Origin of the sequence: Aeromonas caviae (genome assembly GCF_000819785.1) — a bacterium.
Classification (GTDB): domain Bacteria; phylum Pseudomonadota; class Gammaproteobacteria; order Enterobacterales; family Aeromonadaceae; genus Aeromonas; species Aeromonas caviae.
In genome coordinates this window covers 174,656-188,383 of record NZ_CDBK01000044.1, presented here as the reverse complement: position 1 = coordinate 188,383, position 13,728 = coordinate 174,656, and the positions used below count along the sequence as shown (strand labels likewise).

The 13,728-nt window shown below is 62.5% G+C and carries 14 protein-coding genes; 10 read left to right on the top strand and 4 right to left on the bottom strand.

The window, feature by feature from the left end:
* The first annotated feature begins 595 nt into the window (after nucleotides 1–595).
* The 5 genes from BN1120_RS07585 (at nucleotide 596) to BN1120_RS07565 (ending at nucleotide 6,529) form a co-directional block, all read left to right on the top strand.
* Nucleotides 596–2,524, top strand: coding sequence for a PTS mannitol transporter subunit IICBA (locus BN1120_RS07585; RefSeq protein ID WP_042015429.1), 1,929 nt, complete (start codon nucleotides 596–598; stop codon nucleotides 2,522–2,524).
* 37 nt (nucleotides 2,525–2,561) lie between these two features.
* Nucleotides 2,562–3,707, top strand: a complete 1,146-nt coding sequence (locus BN1120_RS07580; protein WP_042015428.1) for a mannitol-1-phosphate 5-dehydrogenase — start codon at nucleotides 2,562–2,564, stop codon at nucleotides 3,705–3,707.
* Nucleotides 3,708–3,804: 97 nt separating this feature from the next.
* Nucleotides 3,805–4,326, top strand: coding sequence for an MltR family transcriptional regulator (locus BN1120_RS07575; protein WP_010672759.1), 522 nt, complete (start codon nucleotides 3,805–3,807; stop codon nucleotides 4,324–4,326).
* A 94-nt stretch (nucleotides 4,327–4,420) separates the two neighbouring features.
* Nucleotides 4,421–6,211: a cation:proton antiporter gene (locus BN1120_RS07570; protein WP_042015426.1), complete on the top strand. Its 1,791-nt coding sequence runs from the start codon at nucleotides 4,421–4,423 to the stop codon at nucleotides 6,209–6,211.
* A 69-nt stretch (nucleotides 6,212–6,280) separates the two neighbouring features.
* The gene (locus BN1120_RS07565; RefSeq protein ID WP_010672757.1) at nucleotides 6,281–6,529 is read left to right on the top strand and encodes a hypothetical protein; all 249 of its coding nucleotides are present in this window, start codon (nucleotides 6,281–6,283) and stop codon (nucleotides 6,527–6,529) included.
* A 36-nt stretch (nucleotides 6,530–6,565) separates the two neighbouring features.
* Here the strand turns inward: BN1120_RS07565 and BN1120_RS07560 are convergent, their stop codons facing one another.
* Both BN1120_RS07560 and zntB read right to left on the bottom strand, forming a co-directional pair.
* Complete coding sequence (locus tag BN1120_RS07560) at nucleotides 6,566–7,084, bottom strand: mechanosensitive ion channel domain-containing protein (RefSeq protein WP_039039767.1); 519 nt, start codon at nucleotides 7,082–7,084, stop codon at nucleotides 6,566–6,568.
* Nucleotides 7,085–7,093: 9 nt separating this feature from the next.
* Nucleotides 7,094–8,059: a zinc transporter ZntB gene (gene zntB, locus BN1120_RS07555; RefSeq protein WP_175429545.1), complete on the bottom strand. Its 966-nt coding sequence runs from the start codon at nucleotides 8,057–8,059 to the stop codon at nucleotides 7,094–7,096.
* 131 nt (nucleotides 8,060–8,190) lie between these two features.
* Between zntB and BN1120_RS07550 the strand changes: the two genes are divergently transcribed.
* The 3 genes from BN1120_RS07550 to BN1120_RS07540 all read left to right on the top strand — a co-directional run bounded on the left by BN1120_RS07550 (nucleotide 8,191) and on the right by BN1120_RS07540 (nucleotide 9,640).
* Nucleotides 8,191–8,643: a YaiI/YqxD family protein gene (locus BN1120_RS07550; RefSeq protein ID WP_042015424.1), complete on the top strand. Its 453-nt coding sequence runs from the start codon at nucleotides 8,191–8,193 to the stop codon at nucleotides 8,641–8,643.
* 121 nt (nucleotides 8,644–8,764) lie between these two features.
* The gene (locus tag BN1120_RS07545) at nucleotides 8,765–9,034 is read left to right on the top strand and encodes a PepSY domain-containing protein (RefSeq protein ID WP_042015422.1); all 270 of its coding nucleotides are present in this window, start codon (nucleotides 8,765–8,767) and stop codon (nucleotides 9,032–9,034) included.
* A 48-nt stretch (nucleotides 9,035–9,082) separates the two neighbouring features.
* Complete coding sequence (locus tag BN1120_RS07540) at nucleotides 9,083–9,640, top strand: cytochrome b/b6 domain-containing protein (protein ID WP_041214375.1); 558 nt, start codon at nucleotides 9,083–9,085, stop codon at nucleotides 9,638–9,640.
* Nucleotides 9,641–9,746: 106 nt separating this feature from the next.
* On the opposite strand, the gene BN1120_RS07535 is transcribed toward BN1120_RS07540, so the two are convergent.
* On the bottom strand, nucleotides 9,747–10,952 hold the full coding sequence (locus BN1120_RS07535; protein ID WP_041214374.1) for a NupC/NupG family nucleoside CNT transporter: 1,206 nt from the start codon (nucleotides 10,950–10,952) through the stop codon (nucleotides 9,747–9,749).
* 527 nt (nucleotides 10,953–11,479) lie between these two features.
* On the opposite strand from BN1120_RS07535, the gene dbpA reads away from it, so the two are divergent.
* Together dbpA and BN1120_RS07525 are read left to right on the top strand one after the other, a co-directional pair.
* A complete protein-coding gene (gene dbpA, locus BN1120_RS07530) occupies nucleotides 11,480–12,859 on the top strand; it encodes an ATP-dependent RNA helicase DbpA (protein ID WP_039039771.1) in 1,380 nt (459 codons plus the stop codon).
* Nucleotides 12,860–12,944: 85 nt separating this feature from the next.
* Nucleotides 12,945–13,235: a YkgJ family cysteine cluster protein gene (locus BN1120_RS07525; RefSeq protein WP_039039772.1), complete on the top strand. Its 291-nt coding sequence runs from the start codon at nucleotides 12,945–12,947 to the stop codon at nucleotides 13,233–13,235.
* Between the two features lie 9 nt (nucleotides 13,236–13,244).
* Here BN1120_RS07525 and BN1120_RS07520 read toward each other — a convergent pair whose 3' ends face one another.
* Nucleotides 13,245–13,637, bottom strand: coding sequence for a hypothetical protein (locus tag BN1120_RS07520; RefSeq protein ID WP_200164893.1), 393 nt, complete (start codon nucleotides 13,635–13,637; stop codon nucleotides 13,245–13,247).
* Nucleotides 13,638–13,728 lie beyond the last annotated feature (91 nt).

Below are 13,728 nucleotides of genomic sequence, written 5' to 3'. Positions count from 1 at the left end.
TATGGCTGTGCTCCGCAGGCAGGCGGGATGGGAGACCCGCTCGCAGGCCCCTGCCTGCGTCGCTACCGGCAGAGAGGAGCAAGACGGGAGCGGATCAGGATCCGCCACCCGGGCGTCACAAGAGGCCTTGTCAGAACCGATCCTCTCGGCGGAAAAACTGAAAGTGGGTTACAAAATAAATGATTCATTGGTGATTAACGATTAACTGCGACATATCCATCGTCATTACTTGCGAATACGAGGCGACAAACCATGACTCATTTGAGTGCAAAATTTGGTTTTGTGACGACAATCACGTTGACACCGCATTTGCGCAAACCGCAAAACGAGACATCAATCACAAAAAATTGACACCTAGAAGCGAGAAGATCGAAATGTAGCCGAAATACAGCGACTGACTGTGATCGTCATCACTATGTCGGGAGGGGGGAGGTTGGGGTATTTGAGATCCAGGTCACAAGACACCCCGTTTTCAGCCTAATTTGATCACAAGCTGGTAGATTGAAGTTGCTTAGACGACTGGGATGGGAGTTCGGCAAAACTCGTCATCCCGACTACCACTTTTAATCACACAGGCTTAAAACGGGGTCCCGACATGTTATCACCGGATACCAAAGTCAAGATACAGAATTTTGGACGCTTCCTGTCCAATATGGTCATGCCCAACATAGGCGCCTTCATCGCCTGGGGCTTCATCACTGCCCTCTTCATCCCCACTGGCTGGCTGCCCAATGAAACCTTGGCCAAGCTGGTCGGTCCCATGATCACCTACCTGCTGCCGCTGCTCATCGGCTATACCGGCGGCAAGCTGATGGGTGGTGAGCGCGGCGGCGTGGTCGGTGCCATCACCACCATGGGCGTCATCGTGGGGACCGACATCCCCATGTTCATGGGTGCCATGATGGTCGGCCCGCTGGGTGGCTGGGCCATCAAGCGCTTCGACAAGGCGATGGAAGGTCGCGTCAAGAGCGGCTTCGAGATGCTGGTGAACAACTTCTCCGCCGGCATCATCGGCATGTTGCTCGCCATTCTCGCCTTCTTCGTCATCGGTCCCTTCGTCAAGGTGCTCTCCGGCGTGCTGGCGAGCGGTGTCGGCTTCCTGGTGGACAACCACATGCTGCCCCTCACCTCCATCTTCGTCGAGCCGGCCAAGATCCTGTTCCTGAACAACGCCATCAACCACGGCATCTTCTCGCCGCTCGGGATCCAGCAAGCCACCGAACAGGGCCGCTCCATCTTCTTCCTGATTGAAGCGAACCCGGGCCCGGGTATGGGTGTGCTGCTGGCCTACATGGTGTTCGGCCGTGGCGCCGCCAAGCAGTCCGCAGCCGGTGCGTCCATCATCCACTTCTTCGGCGGCATCCACGAGATCTACTTCCCGTACGTGCTGATGAACCCGCGCCTCATCCTGGCGGTGATCGCAGGCGGCATGACCGGGGTCTTCACCCTGACCCTGTTCAACGCAGGTCTCGTCTCCCCCGCCTCCCCGGGCTCCATCTTCGCCGTGCTGCTGATGACGCCGAAAGCCTCCCTCATTGGGGTGCTGCTCTCCATCGTCGCCTCCGCCACCGTCTCCTTCCTGGTCGCCGCCGTGTTCGTCCGTGCCCAGCAGCCGGAAGCCGACGAGGCCGATGCCCTGGGTGAAGCCACCCGCAAGATGAAGGCCATGAAGGGTGCCAAGCCCGAGACCACCGCCGCCAAGAAGCCGGAAACCGAGCTGACCGCAGTGCGCAACATCGTCGTCGCCTGCGATGCGGGCATGGGCTCCAGCGCCATGGGCGCCGGCATGCTGCGCAAGCGGGTGCAGGCCGCCGGTCTCGACATCAGCGTCACCAACCGTGCCATCAACAACCTGGACGATCAGGTGGATCTGGTCATCACCCACAAGGATCTCACCGACCGTGCCCGTCGCCATGCGCCGCATGCACAGCACATTTCGCTGACCAACTTCCTCGACAACGCCCTCTATCAGGAGCTGGTGCAGAATCTCAGCCTGGCCAACGCGGCCAACGATGACGTCGCCAACCCGCAACTGCTGGTGGCGGCCAACGACGACAGCTACGAGCCGCAGGAGCCGGAAGTCTTCACCCTGAGCCTGCAGGACGTGCACCTGGGACTCAAGGCCGAGAGCAAGGAAGCGGCCATCGTGACCGCCGGCAAGCTGCTGGCCCAGCGAGGCTATGTGGCACCGGACTACGTCGACGCCATGCTGGAGCGCGAACAGCTGGTCTCCACCTACCTCGGCGAATCCATCGCCGTGCCCCACGGCACCATCGCCGCCAAGGAGCACGTGAAGCGTACCGGCATCGTCATCTGCCAGTACCCGGCCGGAGTCGCCTTCGGCGAGGGCGCCGATGAGGTAGCGCGCCTGGTCATCGGCATTGCCGCCCGCAACGATGAACACATACAGGTCATAACCCGCCTGACCAATGCACTGGATGAGCCCGGTCTCGTCGACCGTCTGGCCAGCACCCAGGATCCCCAGGAGTTCCTGGATCTGCTGGGGGCCGAGCAGGCCGCGTAATCATCCGTCATCGTCTTTGGTTGTAGAGGTTAATATCATGAAAACATTGCATTTTGGTGCCGGTAACATCGGTCGGGGCTTCATCGGCAAACTGCTGGCTGACGCCAGCCATCAGGTCACCTTCGCCGACGTCAACGAGACCCTGATCGACCAGCTCAACCACCGCCAGGAGTACAAGGTGCACGTGGTGGGCACGGATCAGAAGCTGGACGTGGTGCGCAACGTTGCCGCCGTCAGCTCGGCCGGACACGAGGTGATCGCCCGTATCATCACCGCCGATCTGGTCACCACGGCGGTCGGCCCCAACATCCTGGACAAGATTGCCAGCACCCTGGCCAAGGGGCTGCAGGCCCGCTTCGATGCTGGCAACCTGACTCCCCTCAACGTCATCGCCTGCGAGAACATGGTGCGCGGCACCAGCCACCTCAAGGAGGAGGTACTCAAGTACCTGCCGGTCGCGTATCATGCCACCCTCGAGCAGTGCGTCGGCTTCGTCGACTCGGCGGTGGATCGCATCGTTCCGCCCGCCGCGGCGAACGACGATCCCCTGGAGGTGACGGTGGAGAGCTTCAGCGAGTGGATCGTCGATCGGACCCAGTTCAAGGGGGAGCTGCCCCAGGTGGCAGGCATGGAACCCACCGACAACCTGATGGCCTTCGTCGAGCGCAAGCTGTTCACCCTCAACACCGGCCACATCGTCACCGCCTATCTCGGCAAGCTCAGGGGCTATCACACCGTGCGCGAGGCGATCGAGGATCCGCTGATCCGCAGCAAGGTGCGCCGCGCCATGGAGGAGAGCGGGGCCGTGCTGGTGAAACGCTACGGCTTCGACCCGCGCCTGCACGCCGCCTACATCGAGAAGATCCTCTCCCGCTTCGCCAACCCCTATCTGGTGGACGAGATTGACCGGGTCGGTCGCCAGCCGCTGCGCAAGCTGGCGGCGGGGGACAGGCTGGTGAAGCCGCTGCTCGGCACCCTGGAGTACGGCCTGCCCAGCGATCACCTGCAGGAGGGCATCGCCGCCGCACTGCATTACCGCAATGAGGACGATCCCCAGGCGGTGGAGCTGCAGGCCATGCTGGCGGAACTTGGTCCGGCACGGACCCTGGCCCGCGTCACCGGCCTGGATGAGCACAGCGATGTGGTACGCACCATCGTCGCCCGTTACAACAACTTGAAGTGACCTGATGGGGTGGCGTCACACCGCCCGTGACGGACCCCATACGATACAAACCGGGGGAGGGCCTGCTCTCCCCCTGTCAGCCGGACCCGAAGCACTTATGACCACACACCAGGAAGATGAAGTACTGGAGCGACTGAACGAGCAGGATGGCCCCCGCGGCTTCTTTCTCGAGGTCGTGACCATCCTGGAAGAGGCGGTCGACTCCCTGATGCGGCGAGCCTTTCGTCAGGAGGAGTATGCCGTCAAATACGCCATCGAACCCCTGCTCAACCAGAGCGGCCCCCTCGGCCAGCTGGAGGTGCGCCTCAAGCTCATCTTCGCCCTCGGCCTCATCTCCCTCGAGCGCTATCAGGATCTCGAGGCGTACCTGAAGATCCGCGACTTTCTGGTACGCGACCCCAAGGATTACCGCTTCAGCGACAAGCCGGTCCGCGATCTGCTCGAGCGCCTGAATGCCATCCAGCAGGGCAGCATGATGCCGCAGGATCCCCCGGCCAACGAGGAGGACTGGCCCCTCTACCAGATGCAGCTCAACCGGCTCGATCAGATGGTGCGCTCCGCCCTGGTGCTGGCGGTGACCGATTGCGTCACCGAACTCCACAAAGAGAGCCCCATCTGATCTGAGCGGCTCTCCCCTGCACGCCTGGCGGGTGTCATCTTGCCCCCCTTCCCCGCTACACTAGGTCCAACCCCATCACCTGTACGAGGTTGGCATGATTGCTCTCTCCCTCGCCGGAATTGCCCTCATCTCCCTGCTCGCCCAATGGCTTGCCTGGTCCGTGCGCGTTCCCGCCATTTTGTTCCTGCTGCTGAGCGGCCTCTTGCTCGGCCCGGTGACCGGTCTGCTCGATCCCGATCAGTTGCTGGGGGATCTGCTGTTTCCCCTGGTCTCCCTCTCGGTCGCCATCATCCTGTTTGAAGGGGCGCTGACCCTGCACCTGACCGAACTCAAGGGGATCGGCAAGGTGGTACGCAACCTCTGCTCCACCGGCATGGTGACCAGCTTTGCCGTCATCGGCGCCGCCAGCTACTTCCTGCTTGGGCTGGACTGGCGGGTCGCCATGGTGCTCGGCGCCGTGCTGGTAGTGACCGGCCCCACGGTGATCGCCCCCATGCTCAACGTGATCCGCCCGGTCCGGGAGGTGGACAAGATCCTGCGCTGGGAGGGGATCGTCATCGACCCCATCGGCGCCCTGTTCGCGGTACTGGTGTTCGAGGCGGTGCGCCTCGGCAGCCAGGGAGATCTGGTCGGTCATACCCTGCTGGCCCTGGCCAAGACGGTGGGAGTGGGGTCGCTCATCGGGGTCGGTGCCGGCTGGCTCACCACCCTGCTCATCCGCAAGGACTGGCTGCCGGTCAGCCTGCACAAGTTCGGGGTACTGGCGCTGGTGCTGGTGACCTTCACCCTGTCTGACTGGCTCAGTCACGAATCCGGCCTGCTGGCGGTGACCGTGTTCGGCATCTGGCTCGCCAACCAGGAGGGGCTGGATCTGGAGGAGGTGCTGGCCTTCAAGGAGGATCTCGCCGTTATTCTCATCTCCTCCCTCTTCATCCTGCTGGCGGCCCGCCTCGATCTGGCCCAGCTCTGGCAGCTCGGCCCCATGGTGCTGGCCCTGCTGTGCGTGGTGCAGTTCGTGGCCCGCCCGCTCTGCATCCTAGTCTCGACCCGGGGGTCGGACCTGCCCTGGCGCGCCCGCGCCCTGCTCGCCTGGATAGCCCCCCGGGGCATAGTGGCGGCGGCGGTCAGCGCCTCCTTCGCCATCAGCATGCACGAGGCCGGCATCGAGGATGCCGACAAGCTGGTGCCCCTGGTGTTTGCGGTCATCATCTTCACCGTGGTGCTGCAGAGCCTGACGGCCACGCCATTGGCCAGATTGCTCGACATGCGCCAGAGCGCCCCCAATGTCTGGCTGCTCATCGGCGCCAACTCGGTGGCCCGGGCCATCGGCAAGGCGCTGGCGGATCAGGGGATCCCGGTGCAGCTCTCCGATCCTGCCTGGGAGCACTGCAAGCTGGCCCGCATGAGCGGCCTGCCCTGCTACTTCGGCAACCCCCAGTCGGAGCACGCCGAGCGGCACCTGCCCCTCACCAGCATCAGCACCGTGCTGGCGCTCTCTCCCAGCCGCCACAACAACGCCCTCGGGGTACTGCACTTCGCCCACCTCTACGGGGAGGAGAAGGTCCACTCCCTGCGTTCCAGCGAACAGCACGGCAAGGCCAACCGGGAGAGCGCCACCTTCCGTGCCCGCCAGAACCTGTTCGGCGCCGACATCAACTTCGCCAGGCTGAGCGGCCTGCTGAGCCGGGGCGGGCAGATCAAGGCGACCCGCCTGAGCGACACCTTCGACTGGGACCAGTATCAGGAGGCCAATCCCGGCGCCATTCCTCTGTTCGTGCTGGATGCCAAGGCCAGACCCAGGGTGGTCACCGGCCCTGTCACGCCGCTGCCCGGGGAGCTGCTGATCGCCCTGCAGCCACCCCGGGAGGGGGCGACGGCGCCCTGATCCGATGACGGCGCCACCGGGAAGGAGAACTAGACTTGAGGGTGGCGCCATGAGTCATAGGAGGATGTCATGACAGTCAGTGAATTGCGCGCGCTTCACCAGCAGCACAGGTTCAAGGAGGCGGAGATCATGCACGACATCGTCTCCCCCGGCTGGATCGTGGAGTTCAGGGGGCAGGACGGCCACCTCTACGTGATGACGGACACCCTGGGGTGCCCCATGAGTTTCTCGTCCACCGAGGAGGCACGGGACCACATCCACCTGGTGGCCGACTGCCCCGTCCAGGTCGAGCACCTCTACCGCTTCTTCGAACGCTGAACAGCCATCGAAAAAGGCTCCCGAGGGAGCCTTTTCTCATTCCGGCTGCGTGGACTCAGCCTCCTTTCCCTCCAGCCGCCTCACCGGCTTTTGCAGAATAAGGTTCGCCGGATAGGTGACCAGATCGCCGTTGTCATCCCGCACCCGCACGTAGAAGAGGCCGATCTCGGTGATGATGCCGGTGACGGAGTCATCCTTGTCGAGGATGCGGATGCGATCGCCAATCTTGTAGGGGAAGGCGAAGAAGATGGTGATGCTGGCGGTGATGTTGGAGAGGATCGACCACTGGGCCACCATGGCGACCCCCAGTACCGCGAAGAAGGAGGAGGCAAGCACCACCAGCCGGGAGAAGTCGAGCCCCCAGACCCCGGCCAGGATCAGCAGGGTGGCGCAGCCCAGCAGGAAGTGGAATACGTGCTCCACGTAGAGTACCCGGTTCTCGCTCACCTGCCGGCTCTGGCCAAGGGCCATCAGGCTCTTGTGAATGAGGCCGCGCACCAGGGTGTGCCCCAGCAACAGCAGCAGGGTCACGCCAAAAGATTCCCATGTCGTCATGTTCACTCCTTACCACCAGCGCCTGTGCTTGAGCCAGACCGCCAGTCCGGTCGCCAGCACCAGCAGGAAGCCACAGAACACCCAGAAGGCAGTCGGACTCTCGGCCCCGGGGATCCCCCCCAGGTTGATGCCGAACAGGCCGGTCAGGAAGCTGGCGGGCAGGAACAGCAGCGCCATCACCGACATCTGGTAGGCACGGCGGTTGGTCGCCTCCGCCATCAGGTTGTTGATCTCGTCCGCCAGCACGGCGGTGCGCGCCACCCCGGCATCCAGATCGTCGAGCCAGCGCCGCAAGCGGTCGGCGATGTCGAGCAGGCGTCGCCTGTCATCTTCGTCCAGCCAGCTGATCTTCTCGTTGGCCAGGCGCGCCACCAGATCCCGCTGGGGGGAGAGGTAGCGACGGATCATGATGAGCTGCTTGCGGATGCGCGCAAGCCGACCGTTGGCGGGCAGGTCGCGCATCAGCACCATCTCTTCCAGATCCAGGATCTGGTCGTGCAGCTCCTCGACGAACTCCCCGGCCCGGTCGGTCAGGGCGTCGCATATCTCCACCAGCCAGTCGGCGGGAGTGTCGGCACCGCCCCCCAGCGACAGCTGCTCGAACACATCTTTCTCGGAGAGCAGCGGACGACGTCGGCTGCTGATGATGAGATCCGGCGTGATGAAGATCCGCAGGGCCACCATCTCTTCAGGCCTGTGATCCTTGTTGTGGTTGATGCCGCGCAGGATCAACAGCACCGTCTCCCCCATCCGCACCAGCTTGGGACGATTGCTCTGGCCGAGCAGGGCCTCCCGGGCCGCCTCCCCCAGCAGCGGCGTCTGCAGCAGCCAGCGCGCCGACTCCGGGTTGCCGTAGTCCAGATGCAGCCAGCCGGGCTGGGCACCGGGGATCTTGCTACCTTCGGCCAGCGGGGTCATGCCCCCCTTGCCGTCCAGGGTCAGGCCATAAATCACGTCACCGGGCACCCGATCCATCTCGTCTCCTTCTCGTTTCATGTGCAGGCCCCAGCTTACACCAAAGGCGGGGACGACTCAGCCCCGGGGCAGCCGCCCCGCACCAGCCATGCTAAGATGCGCCACCCGTTCCAGACACAGGAAGCCATGCCATGCCCATCTGGGTTGATGCCGATGCCTGCCCCATCCCGGTCAAGGAGATCCTCTACCGCGCCGCTCACCGCGCCCAGGTGGTGACCACGCTAGTGGCCAACCAGGGGCTCAGAGTCCCCCCCTCCCCCTTCATCAAGACCCAGCAGGTGGAGAAGGGCTTCGATGTGGCAGATCATGTCATCGCCCAGCAGGTCAAGCCCGGCGACCTGGTGATCACCGGCGACATTCCCCTCGCCTCCTGGGTCATCGACGCCGGGGGCGAGGCGCTCAATCCCCGGGGCGAGATCTACACCCGGGAAACCATCCAGGCACGGCTCGGGATGCGCAACTTCATGGAGGAGCTGCGCTCTGCCGGCGTCCAGACCGGCGGCCCTGCGCCCTTCAACGCCGCCGACAAGCAGCGCTTCGCCAATGCGCTGGACAAGTGGCTGGTCAGGGGCACGCTGAGCTGATCACCCTCTCCCCGGCCCACAGCCGGGGAGAGCCATTCATTTCCCTTTTCCCTTAATTCTTCCTTAATGCGCCTTGATTAGCCTTGCGACTGTTGACCCAACCACCCGCAAGGAGCAAGCAATGAAACTGACCCCCCTGTTGTTACTGATCCCCCTGTTGAGCGGCGCAGCCCTGGCCGACCCCCAATGCACCCAGGCCGACAAGAGCAAGTGGATGAGCGAAGCCGACGCCCAGCAGCAGATCAAGGCGATGGGCTACGACATCAAGAAGTTCAAGGCCACCAAGACCGGCTGCTACGAGATCTACGGCTGGGACAAGGAGAAGCGCAAGGTCGAGATCTACTTCGACCCGACCAACCTGAAAAAGGTGAAAGAAGAGATCGACGAGTAACGCCGCCCAGGGCCGGTCTTCCCCCGGCCTCCACCATGGAGCCTTGCCATGACACCTGCCTCTGAAGTGAAAGTCTGGGATCCCCTCATCCGGGTGTTTCACTGGGCGACCGTCACCCTCTGCCTGCTCAACTTCTTCGTGCTGGAAGAGGGCAGCAAACCCCACAGATATGCTGGCTACGCGGTGGGCATCCTGCTCATCATCCGCCTGCTGTGGGGGCTGGTCGGCCCCTATTACGCCCGCTTCGGCCAGTGGTGGCCAACCCCTGCCCGGGTCCGCTACTACCTGCGTCAGCTCGCCCAGGGGCGCCACCCCTACTACCTCGGCCACAATCCGGTCGGCTCCCTGATGATCTGGTTGCTGCTGCTGTCCCTGGTCGGGACCGTCGTCACCGGCTGGCTCACCACCTGGGATGCCTTCTGGGGCGAGGAGTGGCTGGAGGAGCTGCACGGCATCATCGCCAACACCCTGATGGCCGCCGTTGGCGTCCATGCGGCCGTGGTACTCCTGACCGATCGCCTCACCCGCAGCGATCTGGTCCGCGCCATGGTGCTGGGCAAAAAGCGGGTTCCCGCCAACATCAAGGTGGAAGACCCCCGCGCTTGATGGCCGGGCTGCCGACCAGTCCCCTCCTCAGTTCACCCGCTCATCTGCTCAAAAAAAGACCCCCTGCCAAGGCAGGGGGTCGTCATGAGCAGCGCGGGGGGAGGACCTAGATCATCACACCGGCGATAACGGCGGAGAGCAGGCTCACCAGGGTGGAGCCATAGACCAGCTTCAAACCGAAGCGGGAGACCATGTTGCCCTTCTCTTCGTTGAGCGCCTTCACCGCACCGGCAATGATGCCGATGGAGCTGAAGTTGGCGAACGACACCATGAAGATGGAGAGGATGCCGACGGTGCGCGGGGAGAGCTCGGCGGCAATCTTGCCCAGATCCATCATGGCCACAAACTCGTTGGTCACCAGCTTGGTCGCCATGATGGAGCCGGCCTGCAGCGCTTCACTGCCCGGGATGCCCAGGATCCAGGCAACGGGATAGAAGATGTAGCCCATGACGTGCTGGAAGTTGACGCCGAACGCCGCCTCGAACAGGTAGTTGATGAGGGCGATCAGGGCGATGAAGCCCACCAGCATGGCACCGACGATCACCGCCACGGTGAAACCGGCCATGATGTATTCCCCCAGCATCTCGAAGAAGTTCTCCTTCTTCGGGGTATGGTGCTCGTCACCCTCGGCCAGCGCCTTGGCATCGGTCACGGTGTTGTCGGGCTCGTAGGGGTTGATGAGGGAGAGCACCACGAAGGTGCTGAACATGTTGAGTACCAGCGCGGCCACCACGTAGCGCGGCTCGATCAGCTGCATGTAGGCACCGACGATGGACATGGAGACGGTGGACATGGCTGTCGCCGCCAGGGTGTACATCTGCTTCTCGTTCAGGTGCGGCAGTATGTTCTTGAGGGCGATGAAGTTCTCGGACTGACCGACGATCATGGAGCTGATGGCGTTGAAGGACTCCAGCTTGCCCATGCCGTTGATCCTGGCCAGCACGGTGCCGATACCACGAATGACGATGGGCAGCAGACGGATGTACTGCAAAATGCCGATCAACACGGAGATGAAGACGATGGGCATCAGCACCATCAGGAAGAAGGAGAAGGCCCCTTCGTTGACCAGACCGCCGAACACGAAGTCGGTCCCCTGCTTGGCAAACTCCATCAGCTTGGTGAAGCCGGCGGCAAAGCCACCCACCACCGCCAGACCCACCTCGGAGTTGAGCATGAACCAAGCGAGCGCCAGCTCGACCACCAGCAGCTGGCCGATGTAACGCAGCTTGATCTGTTTCCAGTTGCGGCGGTTTGCCAGCAACGCCAATGCCAGGACCATCACGAGTCCGAGCACGAAATGAACGTATTCCATACCAGTAGCACCCATTGAATTGTTATTTTTGACCGGCGCCATCATAAAGAACTGCATATTTAAAAATCAGAGAATCATCACAATCCGCGGTAAAAATATGCATGCGGAATAATACAAACGTTTTTAAATTAATTGCCAAGACACATGATTATTAATCGTCACTGATAAAGCTTAAAAATAAATTAAAAACAATAAGTTATGCTCTTTCATTAATTTTATTCCTCATTCGTATATATATTTCATAACGGCTATATCCCATATGGCATCCTCCGATGACTCATCATCACCAGGACATGTTTAATTAAAAACGTTTTCTCGCCATTCATCATGATCTGGCCATGACCACCCTGTTCCATTGTGCTCTTTTTACATACCGCAAGCCCGCCAACGCAGACAGAAGCCTCCATCGGCAACCCATGACACCAACCGTTCAAATATTCACCGCATCCGGCGGCACATTCTGGTATGATGCGCCCCCTTGCGCACCGCGCACCCCCATTTCTGGTTTTCCGACATAGAGTCCTTTTGTGAACAACAGCGAATTTAGCAGCCTGAACCTCTCCTCCGCCCTGCAGGACAACCTCGCCAGCCTGGGCTATCTGCAGATGACCCCGATCCAGGCCCAGAGCCTGCCCCTGGTGCTCGACGGCAAAGATTTGATCGCCAAGGCGAAAACCGGCAGCGGCAAGACCGCGGCCTTCGGCCTGGGTCTGCTGGCCAAGCTGGACGTCAACCGGCTGGCCGTGCAGGCGCTGGTGCTCTGTCCGACCCGCGAGCTGGCGGATCAGGTGGCCACCGAGATCCGCCGTCTCGCCCGCACCCTGCCCAACGTCAAGCTGGTGACCCTGTGCGGCGGCACCCCGACCGCACCGCAATCCGCCACCCTGGGCTTTGGCGCCCACATCGCCGTCGGCACCCCGGGCCGGATCCTCAAGCACCTGGAGCAGGGCACCCTTGAGCTCGACGACCTCAAGACGCTGGTGCTGGACGAAGCGGATCGCATGCTGGACATGGGCTTTGGTGAAGACATCAACCGCGTCATCAGCCACGCCCCGCGGGATCGCCAGACCCTGCTGTTCTCCGCCACCTATCCGGAAGGGATCGCCCAGATGAGCCGCGGCGTGCAACGCAACCCGGTGGAGGTGAGCGTGGAGTCCCTGCACGAAGAGAGCGCCATCGAACAGAAGTTGTATGAAGTGCCGGCCGGCCAGCGCCTCGATGCCCTCACCTGGCTGCTCAGCCACTACCAACCGGGCTCCTGCGTGGTGTTCTGCAACACCAAGCGCGCCTGCAACGACGTGGCCGATCACCTGGCCGCCAAGGGCTTCTCGGCGCTGGCGCTGAACGGTGACCTGGAACAGCGTGAGCGGGATCAGGTGCTGGTGCGCTTCGCCAACGGCAGCGCCACCATACTGGTCGCCACCGACGTGGCGGCCCGCGGCCTCGACATCAAGGAGCTGGGGGCCGTCATCAACTACGAGCTGACCTACGACCCCGAGGTGCACGTGCACCGCATCGGCCGTACCGGCCGTGCCGGCCAGCAGGGCCTGGCCCTGAGCCTCTACCAGCCGAACGAGGCCCAGCGCGTCAACTTCATCGAGGAGTACCAGCAGGCCCCCATTCCCCAGGGCGACCTGGCCGGGATCGGCCGCGACATCAAGCCGATCGCGCCGCAGATGGTGACCCTCTCCATCGATGCGGGCCGCAAGAGCAAGGTGCGTGCCGGTGACATCCTCGGCGCCCTGACTGGCGAAGGCGGCATTGCCGGTGCCGATGTAGGCAAGATCCAGATTTCCGAGCAGTACTCCTACGTGGCGGTGAAGCGCCAGGTGGCGAGCGCCGCCCTCAAGCGGTTGCAGGAAGGCAAGATCAAGGGGCGCAGCTACCGTGCCCGCAAACTGGGCTAAGGTATTTCACACGCCCGGCCAGACCACAGGCGCCTGACAGGCGCCTGTTTCATATCATTCGCCGCCATGCGGCAAGACAGGTGACATGACCCAAGCAATCCAGAGCGATGTGAGCTGCCAGAACTGCGAAGCCTGCTGCTGCCGCCTCGAGGTGATGCTCTTCACCGACACCGGCGTGCCGGACCGCTATATCGAGGAACGGGAAGGAGAAGTGCCCGTGATGCACAGACTGGAAGATGGCTGGTGCGCCGCCCTCGACCGCAACACCATGATGTGTCGCATCTACGAGGTGCGGCCACTTATCTGCCGTGAATTCGAGATGGGGGAGCCCGACTGCCTCGACGAGCGGGACAAGTGGTTCATCAGGCTGGAATGAACGGGAAGTTCAACCCGTGCTGACGTGGATCTCCTTGCCTTGCAGCCCCTCGAGGCGCTGTGTCAGCCAGTGGATGGCCTGTGCTTCCTCCTCGAAATAGCGCACCTCCTGAAAGGGAAGCTCGCTGAAGACGTGATCCGCCAGATAACGTTTGAAATCCCCGATCATGACCACCGCCAGAAAGGCGCAGCCATGAGTGGCGCACCAGTTGAACTGGCGACGAAAACGGGCCAGCACCTCGGGGCCGGCGGCCTCGAACTCGGTCGCGACCTCGACGATGCCCCAGGGGGCTCCCTGCAAACGGCTTATCTGCTGGCTGAACTTGCCCTCATAGGCCATGGCGCCTGCCAGGTTGAAAGGGCCGCTCGGCCGACAGATCAGCAGTTGCCCTTGTCGCTGCATCTCAAAATGGCCGTGTGCTTGCACGTTCACCTCCTGCCTTGAGTCCTTCGCTGCGGCTGATATGCCCTGTGTTGCCACAAAGTAAGAATTT